The organism is Roseateles sp. AC306 (genome assembly GCF_979253795.1).
The window spans coordinates 126,691-141,697 of record NZ_CEEDEB010000005.1 but is presented as its reverse complement, the minus strand read 5'-3'; the positions used below and the strand labels follow the sequence as shown (position 1 = coordinate 141,697).

The window sequence follows — 15,007 nt, the reverse complement described above, 5'->3', positions numbered from 1 at the left end:
CACTGCGGCTCCTAGGCCTTATCTGGAGCCTCTATGTCCTCTGATTCCTCCTCTGCCGTCTACCACGGCACAACCATCATCTCGGTGCGCCGCCAGACGCCCGCCGGCTGGCAGGTCGCCATCGGCGGCGACGGCCAGGTGACGCTGGGCAACACCATCGTCAAGGCCAGCGCCCGCAAGGTGCGCAAGCTCTACCGAGACCAGGTGCTGGCCGGTTTCGCCGGTGCCACGGCCGACGCCTTCACACTGTTCGAGCGCTTCGAGGCCAAGCTCGAGAAGCACCAGGGCCATCTCGTGCGCGCCGCCGTCGAACTGACGCGCGACTGGCGCACCGACCGCGTGCTGCGCCGCCTGGAAGCCATGCTGGCCGTGGCCGACCGCACCGCCTCGCTCATCATCACCGGCAACGGCGACGTGCTGGAGCCCGAGCAGGGCATCGTTGCCATCGGCTCGGGCGGCGCCTATGCGCAGGCTGCCGCCAAGGCGTTGCTGGCGCACACCGAACTGGGTGCGGCGGACATCGTCAAGAGGTCGCTGGAGATCGCCGGCGAGATCTGCATCTACACCAACCAGAACCACACGCTGGAGGTTCTGGAATGAGCAGCATGACCCCTCAGGAAATCGTCTCCGAGCTGGACCGCCACATCGTCGGCCAGCAGGCCGCCAAGCGCGCCGTCGCCATTGCGATGCGCAACCGCTGGCGCCGCCAGCAGGTCGACGAGAAGCTGCGCGGCGAGATCACGCCCAAGAACATCCTGATGATCGGCCCAACCGGCGTCGGCAAGACCGAGATCGCGCGTCGCCTGGCCAAGCTGGCCGGTGCGCCCTTCATCAAGGTGGAGGCGACCAAGTTCACCGAGGTGGGCTATGTCGGCAAGGATGTCGACTCCATCATCCGCGACCTCGTCGAAGTGGCCGTCAAGCAGGAGCGCGAAGTCGGCATGCGGCGCTGCCAGGCCCGCGCCGAGGACGCAGCCGAAGATCGCATCCTCGACGTGCTGCTGCCCGGCGTGGAGGCCGACAACGCCACGCGGCAGACCATGCGCAAGCGCCTGCGCGAGGGCCAGCTCGACGACAAGGACATCGAACTCGACCTCGCTGCACCCAAGGCCAGCCTGGAGGTGCTGACGCCGTTCGGCAACCAGCCCGGCATGGAGGACATGGCCGAGCAGCTCAAGGGCATGTTCAGCCAGTTCGGCGGCAACCAGAAGAAGACGCGCAAGCTCAAGATCGCCGAGGCGATGAAGCTGCTGGTCGACGAAGAGGCCGCCAAGCTCGTCAACGAGGACGAGACCCGCGCGACGGCGCTGCACAACGCGCAGGAGATGGGCATCGTCTTCATCGACGAGATCGACAAGGTGGCCTCGCGCAACGAGCATGGCGGCGCCGAGGTGTCGCGCCAGGGCGTGCAGCGCGACCTGCTGCCGCTGGTCGAAGGCACCACGGTGACGACCAAGTACGGCCTCGTGAAGACCGACCACATTCTCTTCATTGCCAGCGGCGCCTTCCACCTCGCGAAGCCCAGCGACCTGATTCCCGAGCTGCAGGGCCGCCTGCCGATCCGCGTCGAGCTGGACTCGCTGTCGGTGGCCGACTTCGAGGCCATCCTGACGAGCACGCATGCCAGCCTCGTCAAGCAGTACCAGGCCTTGCTCGCGACCGAAGGCGTCACGCTGGACCTGCAGCCCGACGCCATCCGCCGCCTGGCGGAGATCGCCTTCGAGGTCAACGAGCGCACCGAGAACATCGGCGCGCGCCGCCTGGCCACGGTGATGGAGCGCCTGCTCGACGAGATCAGCTTCGATGCGCCCAACCGTTCGGGACAGACGCTGGTGGTGGACGGCGCGGCCGTGGACGCCAAGCTGGCCGCGCTGGCGGCCAACGAGGACCTGAGCCGCTTCATTCTTTAGCCGCTCAATGCGGCGAGGTTGCAGCGCTGCCCGTCAGCGCAGCAACTGCATCACATGACGCTCGGCCTGGCTGAGGCCGCACTGGCGGTTGACTTTGCACTCGTGCGCAGCGGAGGGCGAGCGCGTGTGGGAGGTGGCGCTGGCCGACCGCCTGCTGCGGCTCGAGTTGCAGCGAGGCAGCCTTGCTGCGCTGCTCAACGTCGGCTAGGGGCCTGAGCCGCGGCCATCGCCAGCAACCCATCAAAGATCAACCCCTCGATGAGCTCATGCGGCGCATCCAGCGCCGGCGCGACCTTCCAGCCGGCGCCGCCGGTCATCAGCAACAGGGGTGTACGGCCTTCGCGCAGCGTGAGAAGCCGATACATGTGCTCGATCGCCCCGGTGATGGCGAAGGTGCCGCCGGTCGTCAGCGCGTCGCTGGTGTTGGTGGGGAAGTCGCGCACCTCGCCGGTGGGCACGCGCAGGCCGGCGGTGCCGCCTTCCAGGGCGCGCAGCATGATGCCGTGACCGGGCAGGATGAGGCCGCCGAGGAACTGGCCGTCGGCGGAGAGGGCGTCCACCGTCACGGCGGTACCGACCATGACGGTCAGCACCGGGCCGTCAAAACGGCGCTCCAGTGCATGCGCATGCGCGCCGATGACAGCCACCCAGCGGTCGGCACCCAGGCGGGTGGGGTGGTCATAGCCGTTGCGGACGCCGGCCGCCTCGGTGGAGGGCACGACCCAGCGCGGTGCCAGGTCCCAGTGCTCCATCTGCTCCTCGACGCGGCGGCGCACGGCGTCACCGGCGACATTGCTGCCTAGCACGTGCGTAGGTGGGGCCAGGGCTTGCCAGTCTTCATCGGCCAGGCGGTCGATGTTCTCCAGGAACACGGCACCCTGCTGCAGTGGTGCGCTCCCGGGCGCGGCGCCTTCCGGATAGGTGGCCCATTTGAGCCGGGTGTTGCCGATGTCGATGGCCAGAAAGCTCATGGTGGGCCGTGCCGTGAACGATGCCGCGAGCCTACCAGCAGGTTTTCGCGCCCCACCGGGGGTTTCTGCTTCAATCAAAGGTCGCCCCCGCTCCACCCTCATCCGCCCGGAGAACTCCCATGCTGCGTCGTCTACGCATTCAGGCCCGGCTCTGGCTGGCCTTCGGCATCATCCTGGTCATGACGGCGCTGCTGGTGGCCGTCGGCGGCTTCGGCCTGAACGTGTCCCAGAAGGCCATCCAGGGCATCACCCAGAAGCTCATCCCGGCTTCCAACATCACGGTGGCCGCGCGCAGCCGCCTGCTGGAGAGCAAGACGGCGACTTCCACGTTGGTCGCCTCCATCTTCAACAAGGAAGGCATGGCCCGCGCCCGCAAGGAGTGGGACACCGCCCAGACGGGCCTGGACAAGGCCATGGACGACTTCGGCAGGATCTCCACCGAGGAGAAGGGCAAGGTGGCCCTCGTCAAGTTCCGCGCGCTGATGGTCGACTACCGCAAGACCATCGGCCCGGTGGCAGACAAGCTAGGTGCCGACGGGTATGCCGATGCGCAGTCCGCACTCGAAGACATCAAGGCTGCAGACGCGTTCTACGACCCGGCGCTGGCGATGCTCAACAACATCGAGAGTGACCTGAAGACGCGCGGCGACGACGTCTTCGTCAAGGTCGACAACCTCGTCAGCGGCCTGTTCGTGGGCCTGCTGACGGCCTTCATCGTCTGCATCGTCATCGGCGGTGTGCTGGCCGTGCTGATCTCGCGTTCCATCATCGGCCCGCTGGTCGCGGCCAAACGCTTTGCCGAACGCATGGCTGATGGTGACCTGTCGCGCGCACCCGAGGCGCGTGGCAACGACGAATCCGCCGAGATGATGCAGGCGCTGGCCGCGATGCAGAAGTCGCTGTCCGAGATCGTGGGCCAGGTGCGCGAGTCGGCCGAAAGCATCCAGTTCGCGTCGGCCGAGGTGGCCACCGGCAACATGGACCTGTCGCAGCGCACCGAGCAGACGGCCTCCAATCTGCAGCAGGCCTCCAGCGCCATGACCGAGCTGACCGGCACCGTCGGCCAGAGCGCCGACTCGGCGATGACGGCCAAGCAGCTTGCCGGTGCAGCCGCCACGACGGCCGGGCGGGGCGGCGAGGTGGTGTCGCGTGTGGTCAGCACCATGGGCGAGATCAACACCGCCAGCAAGAAGATCGCCGACATCATCGGCACCATCGACGGCATCGCTTTCCAGACCAACATCCTGGCGTTGAACGCGGCCGTGGAAGCGGCGCGGGCCGGGGAACAGGGCCGCGGCTTCGCCGTCGTGGCCGGTGAGGTGCGCTTGCTGGCCCAGCGCTCGGCCGAAGCGGCGCGCGAGATCAAGGGCTTGATCGGCGCCAGCGTCGAGCGCGTCGAGGCCGGCACCCAGCTCGTCAACGACGCCGGCACGACGATGACCGACATCGTCGGCTCGGTGCAGCGCGTGACCGACATCATTGGCGAGATCAGCGCCGCGGCCATCGAGCAGAGCCAGGGCATTGCCCAGGTCAACGGCACCGTCACCGAGCTGGACCAGATGACGCAGCAGAACGCCGCGCTGGTGGAGGAATCCGCCGCGGCCGCTCAGTCGCTGAAGGAGCAGGCGGTGCGGCTGGCCGGGCTGGTCAGTTCATTCAAGCTGAGCTGACGAGCCTTTCGATGTCGACAGCCGCCGCGTGCGCGGCGACTTCCCCGATCACCAGCAGCGCCGGGCTCTTCAAACCTTCGCGGGCGATGCAGTCGGGCAGGCCGGCCAGCGTCGTCACGGCGTGGCGCTGCTCGGCCGTGTGGGCGGCGCTGACGATGGCCGCGGGCAGGTGGGGCTTGAGGCCGGCAGCCAGCAGCCTGGCGGTGATGTCGGCCGCACGGGCCACGCCCATGTAGATGACCAGCGTGAGGCCGGTGCGGGCCAGCGCGGCCCAGTCCGGCTCGGCGCGGCCTTCGCCCGGGTGGCCGGTGACGAGGATGACGCCGGGCGAGGCGCGTCGGTCCGTCACCGGGATGCCAACGGCGGCCGGGCCGGCGATGCCGCTGGTCAGGCCTGACACCACTTCGACCGCGAGGCCGGCCGCACGCAGCGCGTCGACCTCTTCGCCGCCGCGGCCGAAGACGAAGGGGTCGCCGCCCTTGAGGCGCACGACGCGGTGGCCGGCGCGGGCCTCGCGGATCATCAGTGCGTGGATGAAGTGCTGGTCCGTGCTGATGCAGCCGCCGCGCTTGCCGACGCGCAGCAGGCGGCCCTTCACCAAGGCCAGCACGCGCGGGTCGATGAGGTCGTCGGCGAGTACGACATCGGCAGCTTCGATGCGATTCAACGCGCGGACGGTCAGCAGCTCGGGGTCACCCGGGCCGGCACCAACAAGCGAGATCACATGGTTCATGCAGGGACCTCCTCAGGCGTGGTGGCCACCAGCCGCCGCAGCGTTGGCAGGCAAGAGCCGCATTGCGTGCCGCAGCGCTTCTCGCCCTGCAGCTGCGCCAGGCGTTCGGCTGGCGTGCCGCTGCAGCGGGTGAGGGTGATGCGGATGACGTCCTCGCGCACGTCGAAGCAGTTGCAGATCTGTGGGCTGGGCGCCGCGCCCGGGTTGCTTGGCGGAGCGCCCGGCGCGAGCAGCCAGCGGCCCACCGTGGCGGCGGCCGTGCGCTCGCGCCACAGGTCGACGAGCCAGGCGCCTTCATCGTGCTGTCCCACGCGCAGCAGCGCCTGCAGCGGCGCGGTCTGCATGTCATCGGCATCGAGCCTGAGCAGGCGCAGCCGGCCGCGCCGGGCGTCGGCATAGCGCAGCACGGCGGGGCCGCTCAGGCCCAGCACGGCGGCGAGTTCCTCGACCAGCGCGGGCGACGGCGTCTCGGCGCAGGCAGCCTCGAAGGCCCAGCCGATCTGGGCGCCGTGATTTGATCTCGCCGGCTCGGGCAGGCAGTGCGCATAACCGAAGCGTGGCATCAGCGCACGCAGCTGTTCGCGCAGGCGCTGGCCGTCCTCGGCGGCCACCCAGGCGCAGGCACTGAGGCGCCAGGGCAGGTGGGCCGGCTCGATGGCGACGGCGCTGAACTTCAGCTCGGGCTGCTTGGAGTCAGGGCAGAAGGCGCCCTGCGTGACCGCATTGACGCCCAGCTGCGCACCGATGAACTCGTCGCCCCAGTGCATGGCGATGTCGGCGCCGGCCGGGGCCACGTTCTCGTCGAGCTTGAGCGGCAGCACCACCTCGCCGCGGCTGGACCGCACATGGACCAGCGCGCCCTCGGCCAACTGGTGGCTGGCGGCGTCGCCGGGGTTGATGCGCACCAGCGGCCGGCCCTCGTGGGCGAACAGGCGCGGCACGCTGCCGGTGCGGCTCATGCCGTGCCACTGGTCGCGCATGCGGCCGGTGGTCAGCGCGAAGGGGCGGGCGGGCGTGGCCGCCTCGGCAGTGGCTTGATAAGGCTTGGTGATGAAGCGGGCGCGGCCGTCGGCGGTGGCGAAGCGACCGTCGGTGTACAGGCGCGCCGTCGGGCCGGTGACGAAGGGCCATTGCTGCGGGCCGTCGCTGTCCAGCGTCGCCCAGCTGAGGCCGGTGATGTCGAGATCGCGGCCGCGCGTGGCGTCGCGGTGTTCGAGCCAGAGGTCTTCTGCGGTCGTTGCGGCAATGCGCTGCGGGCGCTCCAGGCCTGCGTCGATCAGCGCAGCGATGTCGCGGGCGATGCGCCAGTCGGCGCGCGATTCGGCCGCCGCCGGCACGGCCGCGCGCACGCGGCTGATGCGGCGCTCGCTGTTGGTGACGGTGCCTTCCTTCTCGCCCCAGGTGGCGGCGGGCAGCAGGTAGTCGGCGTAGCGGGCCGTGGCCGTGTGGGCAAAGGCTTCCTGCAGGATGACCAGCTCGCAGCGCTCCAGCGCCAGGCGCACGGTGGCCTGGTCGGGCATGGACTGGGCGGGGTTGGTGCAGGCAATCCACAGCGCCTTGATCTCGCCGCGTGCGGCGGCCTCGAACATCTCCACCGCCGTGTGGCCGCGCTTGCCGGGCAGGCCAGGCACGCCCCAGAGCGATTCGATCTGCGCCCAGTCCTCGGCCTTGCCCGGGTCGCGGTGGCCCGGCAGCAGCGTCGCCATGCCGCCGCTCTCGCGCCCGCCCATGGCATTGGGTTGGCCGGTCAGCGAGAAGGGGCCGGCGCCGGGCTTGCCGATTTGGCCGGTCGCCAGATGCAGGTTGATCAGCGCCGTGTTCTTGGCCGTGCCGCTGCTGCTCTGGTTCAGGCCCTGGCAGTACAGGCTGAGCGACGACGGCGAGGTGGCGAACCATTCGGCGGCCTGCCAGATGTCGGCCTCGGTCACCCCGCAGACCTCGGCCGCGCGGGCGGGCGTCCAGTCGGCCACCAGGGCCTTCAAGGCGTCGAAGCCTTCGGTGGCTTCGGCGATGAAGTCGTTCGCCGTCCAGCCGCGCGCGATGACGGCATGCAGCAGGCCGTGGCACAGGGCCACGTCGGTGCCGGGGCGAATCTGCAGATGCAGGTCGGCCAGCTCGGCGGTCTCGGTGCGGCGCGGGTCGATGACGATGAGCTTGTGGCCCGCTGGGCTCTCCAACTTGGCGGTGCGCGCCACTTCCAGGCGGCGGAACAGGATGGGGTGGGCCCAGGCCGGGTTGGCGCCGCTGACCAGGATGCAGTCGGCCAGTTCGATGTCTTCGTAGCTGCAGGGCGGTGCGTCGGCGCCCAGCGACTGCTTGTAGCCGACCACGGCCGAGCTCATGCACAGCCGCGAGTTGGAGTCGATGTGGGGCGTGCCGATGACGGCGCGGGCCAGCTTGTTGAAGGCGTGGTAATCCTCGGTCAGCAACTGGCCGGAGATGTAGACGCCAATCGACTCAGGGCCGTGCGCGGCGCGGATGGCCAGCAGCTTGTCGGCGATCTCGCGGTTGGCTTCGCTCCAGCTGATGACCTCGGGCAGCGCGCCGCGCGCGGCACGGCGCTGCGGCTCGCGCAGGCGCTGGTGCTGGATGACGACCGGCGTGGCCGTCAGGTGCAGGTTGGTGCCCTTGGTGCACAGGCGGCCGAAGTTGGCCGGGTGGTCGGGGTCGCCGCGCACGCCAGTGATCTGCGCGCCGTCGTGCTCGATGACGACGCCACAGCCGACGCCGCAGTAAGGGCAGGTGGACTTTGTCTCGTTCATGTACTTGTGCTCAGGCCTGCGCCAGCTGGCGGGCGAACTGGCCGGTGACTGTCTCCATGACGGCCAACAGGTTCTCGCTGGCGACGAAGACGTCGGTGGCGGCCTTCGGGCCCTGGCTCTGGCCAGCCAGGGCGGACTGCAGGAAGACCCACTGGCTCTGCGCCAACTCGAGGTTGCCGCGGATCGCCGGGGTGGCCTCGGGCGCACCAGTCAAGACCTGCATGGCCGCGACGAAATCGGCGCGGGCCTGTGCACTCTCGCGTCGCACGAGGTCGGGCCGCGCGCCCTGCTGGTCCGCGAGGAAAAACAGTGCCAACCGCTGCGACAACATGCGCTGCCGGCCAGACAGGTTGACGAGACGAGCGGTCGCGGCGGTGGAGCGCTCCTGCAACTGGCCTGTGGCGATCTGGGCGAGGCTGAGCAGCTCCCCTGAGGCCTTGATCAGGTCATCGACACGCTCGGGGCTGGGCGTGCTCTTCAGCAGCGCACGATAGTCGCCGAAGCGGTGCTGCATGGCGCGATAGCTGCCGGCGATCTCCGGGGTGGGGGCATAGCTCAGCAGCTCGCCCAACTGGCGCTCGAAGCGCGCCTCGCTGGCCTGCAGCACGGCACGAGCGCGCATGGCCAGCTCCGGCCGCAGCTGGCTGAGCCAGGCCTTGCCCATGCGCTGGCTCAGCATGCGCTGGGCGCCGGCCTTGTCAATGGCATCGCCAAGTTCGGCGATGCGGGCGTGGGCGCAGGGCAGGGTGCCGGCCAGGGCCAGGCCGAGGAGGGCGGAGCGCCGATTCATGGACATGTCGGGATCAGGCAGCAACTTCGTTGGCGCCTTCATTCGCGTACTGCTCGCCGAACATCAGGCGGTCGCGGATGCCGCTGATGTCGCTGCGTTCGCGCACCAGCTTGAAGTACCAGCTGCCGTCCACCGTGTCGCCGTAGAGGCAGGCGCCGACGAGCTGGTCGTTCTGGATCACCAGCTTCTTGTAGACGCCGGTGAAAGGGTCGCTGAGCACGATTTCCTCGGTGCCCGCGCCGCCGGCGAAGTTGCCGGCCGAAAACAGGTCGATGCCCGTCACCTTGAGCTTGGTGCTGACCTGCGAGCCCAGGTAGCGGCCGATGCCGAACTGGGCCAGGTGGGTGGCGCAGACCTTGCCCTGCTCGAACAACGGCGCCACCAGGCCGTAGGCGATGCCGCGATGCGCGGCGCATTCGCCCACCGAGTAGACGCGCGGGTCGGTCACCGTCTGCATGGTGTCGGTGACGACGATGCCGCGGCTGCAGTGCAGGCCGGCCTTCTCGGCCAGCGTGGTGTTGGGGCGCACGCCGGCCGCCATGACGACGAGGTCTGCGGGCACATCGACAACTTGCCCGTCCGCGGTCTTCAGTTGGATCGCGCGGACGCGGCCAGCGTCGTTGCCCAGCAGCTGCTGCGTCTGCGCGCCGAGCATGAAGTTCAGGCCGCGCTCCACCAGGGAATCGCGCAGCAGGCCGCCGGCCATGGTGTCGAGCTGGCGCTCCATCAGCGTGTCCACGAGGTGGACCACCGTGACCTGCATGCCGCGCAACATCAGCCCGTTGGCGGCTTCCAGGCCGAGCAGTCCGCCGCCGATGACGACGGCATGCCTGTATTGCGTGGCCGCGTCGATCATCGCGTGGGTGTCGGCAATGTCGCGGTAGGCGATGACGCCTTCCAGCTCCTTGCCCGGCACCGGCAGCACGAAGGGGTTGGAGCCGGTGGCGATGAGCAGGCGGTCGTACTCAGCCGTCGTGCCATCGGCGGCGGTGACGCGGCGGCGTACGCGGTCGATCTCGGTGACCGCAAGCCCCAAGTGCAGCGTGATGCCGTGGTCGGCATACCAGCTCATCGGATTCAGGATGATCTCGTCGATGGTCTGCTCGCCGGCCAGCACGGGGCTGAGCAGGATGCGGTTGTAGTTCGGGTGGGGCTCGGCGCCGAAGACGGTGATGTCGTAGAGGTCCGGCGCGATCTTGAGCAGCTCTTCCAGCGTGCGCACGCCGGCCATGCCGTTGCCCACCATCACGAGCTTTAACCTGGGTTCGGCAGTCGACCGCTGGCTACTCATCGAAGGCCTCGGCGCGTCAACATGTCAGCCATGCCATGACGTTCACCACTTCGATCAACAGCGCGGCACGGCCGCTGGGCGGGCGCTTCGAGCCGCAGGCGGCGTTGCTTCTCCTTGTGGGCAAGTGCCCACGGCGTCGTCGCGCCTTGCCTGCGACTCGCCTCGCCCACCCCTCGGTCGCGCGCCACTGCCGAACCCAGGTTCTTCTTCATGCCGTACCCCTACTGCAAAGCTGGTCTGCCCTTTGCTTTGCAAGGCATGTGCCAGCGATGAAGCTGGCCTCCAGACCTGCCGCAGCGTTCAAAACGCCCAGCGGCGCCCCACGCCGAAGCGTTCGCTATCCCGGTGCGGGTGCACTCACCTCAAAAACTGCACCATCCGCGGGCGACGCTCCGCAGTGGTCCACTCACGCGCATGCGCTTCGAACTCGATACCGGCCTGTCCAGCCTGCAGGGCAAGCGCCCGCGCAATGAAGACTTCGCGGGCGTGCAGGCGCCCGCTGCGCACGAGGCCGAACGCGGCTGGGTGGCGGCGTTGGCGGATGGCGTCAGCGGCGGTGGCGAAGGATTGATGGCGGCGCAGACCTCTGTCATGAGCCTGCTGCGTGACTTCCATGCCGTTCCCGCCGAATGGGATTGCAGCGTTGCGCTGGACCGCCTGCTGGGCCACCAGAACGCCTGGCTCGCGTCGCACAACCGCCGGCCCGGCGCCGACGGCCAGCCGCGCGAGGCGCTGACGACACTGACCGCCGTGGCGCTGCGCGGCCGCCGCTACGCACTGGCCCATGTCGGCGACAGCCGCGCCTGGCTGCTGCGCGACGGCGAATGCCTGCTGTTGACGCAGGACCATCGCATGGAGCGCCGCGATTTCGCCGGGCTGACGCGCGCTCTGGGCCTGGACGACGCACTGCGCCTGGACCACAGCGCCGGCGAGTTGAAGGTGGGTGACCGCCTGCTGCTGACCAGTGATGGCATCCATGGCAGTTTGCGTGGCCGCCAGATCGCCGACCTGCTGCGCACCACGCCCGGTGCCCAGGCCCTGGCCGACGCGCTGACCTCAGCGGCCCTGGCCGCCGGCAGCCACGACAACGCCACCGCCCTGGTCCTGGACGTGAAGGACCTCGCCGACCCCGGCTTGGCCGACCTCGCCGCCCTGGGCCGCACCCTGCCCAGCCCCGGCCCGCTGGGTGTGGGCGCCGTGCTGGACGGCTACCAGGTCACGGCGCTGGTGGCCGACAACGGCGTGCACCGCCTGCTGCAGGCGCGCGAGCTGGCCTCAGGCCGCCTGGTGGCGCTGAAGATGCTGCGGCCCGGCCGCGCCGACGACCCCGAGGAGCGGGCCATGCTGGCCCATGAGATCTGGCTGGGCCTGCGCCTGGCGGAGGCGCCTCGGCACCGCAGGCGCGGCGGCGAGAGCGGTTTCGTGCGCGTGCACCCGCCGGCCGACGGCGCGACGCATTTCTATGCCGTGTTCGACTGGCACAGCGGCCTGACGCTGGAGCAACTGCTCGCCAAGGGCCCGCTGGACGTCGGCCAGGCCGTGGCGCTGGGCGGTGCCGTTGCGCGCTCCCTGAGCTTGCTGCATGCGGCCGGTGTCGTGCACCGCGACATCAAGCCCGCCAACCTGCATCTGGGCGATGACGGCCAATGGCGCGTGCTCGATCTTGGCGTGGCCCTGAGCCCGCGCGCGTCGGCCGCGGCCCGAGAGCTGCACGCAGGCACGCCAAGCTACATCAACCCCGAGCAGTGGCAGGACCCGCCGGCCCCGCCGGATGCCGGTTCGGACCTGTTCGCGCTGGGCGTGACGCTCTACCAGGCGCTGACCGGCCGCCTGCCCTATGGCGAGATCGAGCCCTTCCAGCTCGCCCGCTACAAGCGCGAGCCGGCCAGCGTCAGCCGCCTGCAGCCCAGCGTGCCCATGCCGCTGGATCGCCTCGTCATGCGCGCCGTGGCGCGCGAGGCCAGGCAGCGTTTCGAGACGGCCGACGAGTTGCTGCTCGCGCTGGAAAGGCTGGCGGCGCGTGACCAGCCCGCTTCGGCCCGGCCGCCCAAGGCACCGCGCGAGGCGGTCAGCGGCTGGCAGATCGCCCTGGGGGTGTCGGTGCTGCTGAATCTGCTGCTGATGGCCTGGTTGGTGTTCCTGCCCCGCTGAAGCGGGGCATCCGCTCAGACGCGCTGGTAGTTCACCGGCGCGGCGGTGTTGGCGGCGGCGCTGCGGGCGCGGCCACCCTTCTCGGCCCAGGTACGCGTCCAGCGGATCTGCATGACGCGCATGACGCCCAGCATCAGCACCGACAGCACGGCGAACACGACGAAGCCCCACAGATAGGTGCCGGCATGCTGCTTGGACAGGCCCATCAGGTTGGGCACCAGGCCGCCGCCCAGCGCGCCGATCTCGCCGATCATCGAACCGGCCACGGCCGTGGCCGCCGGCCAGCGCAGCGGCACGAGCTGGAACAGCGCACCGTTGCCGGCACCGAGCGCCGCGAAGCAGACGATGAGCAGCAGCGTCGTCAGCACCAGCGAGCCGCCGGCCATGCCCACGCCGACCAGCGTGATGGCGACGACGACAAGCACGAGCGTCAGCACGTTGACGCCGCCCCAGCGGTCCGACAGGGCACCGCCGATGACGCGCACCGCCGCGCCCATGAAGGCGGCCAGCATCGTCAACTGGCCTGCCTGCACCTTGGAGACGCTGAACTGGTCGTAGTAGTAGGTGGGCAGGAAGGTGATGAGGCCGATGAAGCCGCCGAAGGTCACGCCGTAGATCAGGCTGAAGGCCCAGCCGTCCTTCTCGAACAGACAAGCGACGTGCTGGCGCATGGAGGCGTGGGCGTCGACGTCGGGCGGCTCCTTGGCGAAGAAAATCATGACCACCATGGGCAGCAGGATGGCGGCAGCGGCGATGGCGTAGACCGTCTGCCAGCCGTAGGCCTGGGCCAGCGGCGGCGCGATGAGCACCGACACCGCCGTGCCCACATTGCCGGCGCCCACCAGGCCCATGGCCAGGCCCTTGTACTTGGGCGGATACCAGCCGGAGCCGAGCGACAGCGCCACGCCGAAGCTGGCGCCCGCGATGCCCAGCAGCACGCCCATGGCCAGCAGGTCGTCGTAGCTCTTCACCATGAAGTAGCCGTAGAGCATGGCGACGGCGATCATGCCCATCTCCACCAGCGTCGCGTTCTTGCGGCCGATGTACTGCGACAGCAGGCCCAGCGGGAAACGCATCAGCGCGCCGGCCATGATGGGAATCGACAGCATCAGCCCCTTCTGGGCCGGCGTCAGGTTGTAGGCCTCGCTGATGAAGGGGGCCAGAGCGCCGTTGAGCACCCAGATGCAGCAGGAAAACGCGAAATAGAAAAAGGCGGCAAACAGCGTGGGCGTGTGGCCGGCGCGCTTGAAGTTTTGCAGGGCGGACATCGTGGGCACTCTATCGGTCTGGCGGCCGAACGCCCACGCCAACCCACCGGTCGCGTGCCTGGGCGGCAAGGACGTCACAGCGGGAGGGCGCTCGCACCATTGCGAGCATCGTGCCCCGATACTCGCAAACCTCATGCCCACTCAACGGCGAGCTGCTGGCCTGTTTCTTGCGCCGTTTTGGGGCGTGAGTTCAGAAGCCATGCCAGACACCATCGCCCTCTCTCCCACACCCGCCCCGCCGCTCGTGCTCTGCTGCCCCCAGCAGCCCCCTAAGGCCGCCGCGCTGCTGGCGCTGGGCTGGCAGCTGCGCACCGTTTCAGAGCTTGCGCCGCTCGGCGATGAGGCGGCGCTCGGCCTGCTCTGGTGCCCGGATCGCACCGGATTGGCGCAGCTCCTGCACTCCGAGCGAGCTTTCGGCCTGCCGGTGGTGCTGCTGTCCCCCTCGCCCGATGCCGCCGAACGCCAGGTCTTGCTGGCCCGTGGCGTGCTGCAGTGGCTGCCCATGGACACCGACGCCGCGCAGCTGGGCCAGGCCCTGCTGTGGGCGCAGGGCCTCTCCGCCCAGCTGCTGGCGCGCGACAGTGCCGCCCAGGCAAAGCTCGACGAACGCAAGTGGACGGAGCGCGCCAAGGGCCTGCTGATGCAGGCACGCGGCATCGACGAGGCCGCCGCCTTCGCGCTGCTGCGCAACACCGCCATGCAGACCCAGGCCAAGCTGCCCGAGGTGGCGCGCGGCGTGGTGCACACGTCGGAACTGGCCGAGGCCCTGGAGCGTGCCGGCGCGCAGCGCATGTTGAGCCAGCGCCTGGTCAAGCTGCAGGCCTTGCGGCAGTGGCCGCGGCTGGCGCCGCCTGAGCGCCGCGAGTGCCAGGCCTTGCTGGACGCCTCGGCCGAGCGCGTGGCCGCCAACCTGGCGCGGCTGTCCGAACTGCTGCGCACCGACCTGGCTGACGAACTGGCGGCCGTGGCGAGCGCCTGGGCGCAGCTCGATGCCGCCTTGAGCACCCGCCAGCCCGACCTCGCGCGCAGCGACCGCGCCGCCCAGCGCCTGCTGGACAGCAGCGAAACGCTGGTGGCGCGCCTGTCCGAACGTGCGGGCCAGCGCCCGGTCGGCCTGCTGGCCCAGGTCACGCGGCTGCGCTTGCTGAGCCAGCGCCTGGCCAAGGAAGGTTTGCTGGCTCAGGTCATCGCGGGGCACGACACGAGCGGTCTGGCCGCGGGACTGGACGAGTTCATCAAGGCCTACGAACAAGTGCGCGCCGCGCCCCTGGCCGGCCCGGCGCTGCAGCCGGCGTTTGCTGCGGTCGACGAGGCCTGGCTGGTGCTGCTGCGCGGCCTGCGCGTGGAGCAGGGCGATGCGGTGCAGCGCATGCATCAGGGCAGCGAGCGGCTGCTGCAGGCGCTGGAGGCCTTGATTCGCGCCTTGCAGGGGTCCTTGCAATTGATCCTGGGTTGAAAAAC

At 69.7% G+C, this 15,007-nt stretch carries 11 protein-coding genes and 1 pseudogene; 5 read left to right on the top strand and 7 right to left on the bottom strand.

Features of this window, described 5'->3' with window-relative positions; all coding sequences use genetic code 11:
• Positions 1-33: 33 nt before the first annotated feature.
• Together hslV and hslU are read left to right on the top strand one after the other, a co-directional pair.
• Positions 34-600 carry an ATP-dependent protease subunit HslV gene (gene hslV, locus AC0IZJ_RS12795; RefSeq protein WP_471850232.1) on the top strand — a complete coding sequence of 189 codons (567 nt, stop codon included), beginning with the start codon at positions 34-36 and terminating at the stop codon, positions 598-600.
• The gene (gene hslU, locus AC0IZJ_RS12790) at positions 597-1,910 is read left to right on the top strand and encodes an ATP-dependent protease ATPase subunit HslU (RefSeq protein WP_471850231.1); all 1,314 of its coding nucleotides are present in this window, start codon (positions 597-599) and stop codon (positions 1,908-1,910) included. The genes hslV and hslU overlap by 4 nt, the downstream gene beginning before the upstream one ends.
• A gap of 194 nt (positions 1,911-2,104) precedes the next feature.
• Here the strand turns inward: hslU and AC0IZJ_RS12785 are convergent, their stop codons facing one another.
• A complete protein-coding gene (locus AC0IZJ_RS12785; protein ID WP_471850229.1) occupies positions 2,105-2,881 on the bottom strand; it encodes a type III pantothenate kinase in 777 nt (258 codons plus the stop codon).
• Positions 2,882-3,000: 119 nt separating this feature from the next.
• Here AC0IZJ_RS12785 and AC0IZJ_RS12780 point away from each other — a divergent pair, with 119 nt between their 5' ends.
• Positions 3,001-4,551, top strand: coding sequence for a methyl-accepting chemotaxis protein (locus AC0IZJ_RS12780; protein WP_471850228.1), 1,551 nt, complete (start codon positions 3,001-3,003; stop codon positions 4,549-4,551).
• On the opposite strand, the gene cobA is transcribed toward AC0IZJ_RS12780, so the two are convergent.
• The 5 genes and pseudogenes from cobA to AC0IZJ_RS12755 form a co-directional block, all read right to left on the bottom strand.
• Positions 4,538-5,284 carry a uroporphyrinogen-III C-methyltransferase gene (cobA, locus tag AC0IZJ_RS12775; protein WP_471850227.1) on the bottom strand — a complete coding sequence of 249 codons (747 nt, stop codon included), beginning with the start codon at positions 5,282-5,284 and terminating at the stop codon, positions 4,538-4,540. The genes AC0IZJ_RS12780 and cobA overlap by 14 nt on opposite strands.
• On the bottom strand, positions 5,281-8,046 hold the full coding sequence (locus AC0IZJ_RS12770) for a nitrate reductase (RefSeq protein WP_471850225.1): 2,766 nt from the start codon (positions 8,044-8,046) through the stop codon (positions 5,281-5,283). The genes cobA and AC0IZJ_RS12770 overlap by 4 nt, the downstream gene beginning before the upstream one ends.
• Before the next feature lie 10 nt (positions 8,047-8,056).
• The gene (locus tag AC0IZJ_RS12765; RefSeq protein WP_471850223.1) at positions 8,057-8,836 is read right to left on the bottom strand and encodes a type IV pili methyl-accepting chemotaxis transducer N-terminal domain-containing protein; all 780 of its coding nucleotides are present in this window, start codon (positions 8,834-8,836) and stop codon (positions 8,057-8,059) included.
• Positions 8,837-8,861: 25 nt separating this feature from the next.
• Positions 8,862-10,127 (bottom strand): annotated as a pseudogene (locus tag AC0IZJ_RS12760) (NAD(P)/FAD-dependent oxidoreductase); the annotation flags it as partial.
• Entirely contained in the window at positions 10,124-10,339 is a 216-nt protein-coding gene (locus AC0IZJ_RS12755; RefSeq protein WP_471850221.1) for a hypothetical protein, read from the bottom strand. The pseudogene AC0IZJ_RS12760 and the gene AC0IZJ_RS12755, both read right to left, overlap by 4 nt.
• A gap of 202 nt (positions 10,340-10,541) precedes the next feature.
• Here AC0IZJ_RS12755 and AC0IZJ_RS12750 point away from each other — a divergent pair, with 202 nt between their 5' ends.
• Positions 10,542-12,278: a bifunctional protein-serine/threonine kinase/phosphatase gene (locus tag AC0IZJ_RS12750; RefSeq protein ID WP_471850219.1), complete on the top strand. Its 1,737-nt coding sequence runs from the start codon at positions 10,542-10,544 to the stop codon at positions 12,276-12,278.
• A gap of 14 nt (positions 12,279-12,292) precedes the next feature.
• On the opposite strand, the gene AC0IZJ_RS12745 is transcribed toward AC0IZJ_RS12750, so the two are convergent.
• Positions 12,293-13,546 carry an MFS transporter gene (locus tag AC0IZJ_RS12745; RefSeq protein WP_471850217.1) on the bottom strand — a complete coding sequence of 418 codons (1,254 nt, stop codon included), beginning with the start codon at positions 13,544-13,546 and terminating at the stop codon, positions 12,293-12,295.
• A gap of 199 nt (positions 13,547-13,745) precedes the next feature.
• Here AC0IZJ_RS12745 and AC0IZJ_RS12740 point away from each other — a divergent pair, with 199 nt between their 5' ends.
• Entirely contained in the window at positions 13,746-15,002 is a 1,257-nt protein-coding gene (locus tag AC0IZJ_RS12740; RefSeq protein WP_471850215.1) for an ANTAR domain-containing response regulator, read from the top strand.
• Positions 15,003-15,007 lie beyond the last annotated feature (5 nt).

Coding starts and splice junctions, on each gene's coding strand:
- AC0IZJ_RS12770 (WP_471850225.1), bottom strand. CDS start 8,046: ATGAACGAGACAAAGTCCACCTGCCCTTACTGCGGCGTCGGCTGTGGC.
- AC0IZJ_RS12745 (WP_471850217.1), bottom strand. CDS start 13,546: ATGTCCGCCCTGCAAAACTTCAAGCGCGCCGGCCACACGCCCACGCTG.
- hslV (WP_471850232.1), top strand. CDS start 34: ATGTCCTCTGATTCCTCCTCTGCCGTCTACCACGGCACAACCATCATC.
- AC0IZJ_RS12750 (WP_471850219.1), top strand. CDS start 10,542: ATGCGCTTCGAACTCGATACCGGCCTGTCCAGCCTGCAGGGCAAGCGC.
- hslU (WP_471850231.1), top strand. CDS start 597: ATGAGCAGCATGACCCCTCAGGAAATCGTCTCCGAGCTGGACCGCCAC.
- AC0IZJ_RS12765 (WP_471850223.1), bottom strand. CDS start 8,836: ATGAATCGGCGCTCCGCCCTCCTCGGCCTGGCCCTGGCCGGCACCCTG.
- AC0IZJ_RS12780 (WP_471850228.1), top strand. CDS start 3,001: ATGCTGCGTCGTCTACGCATTCAGGCCCGGCTCTGGCTGGCCTTCGGC.
- AC0IZJ_RS12755 (WP_471850221.1), bottom strand. CDS start 10,339: ATGAAGAAGAACCTGGGTTCGGCAGTGGCGCGCGACCGAGGGGTGGGC.
- AC0IZJ_RS12740 (WP_471850215.1), top strand. CDS start 13,746: ATGCCAGACACCATCGCCCTCTCTCCCACACCCGCCCCGCCGCTCGTG.
- cobA (WP_471850227.1), bottom strand. CDS start 5,284: ATGAACCATGTGATCTCGCTTGTTGGTGCCGGCCCGGGTGACCCCGAG.
- AC0IZJ_RS12785 (WP_471850229.1), bottom strand. CDS start 2,881: ATGAGCTTTCTGGCCATCGACATCGGCAACACCCGGCTCAAATGGGCC.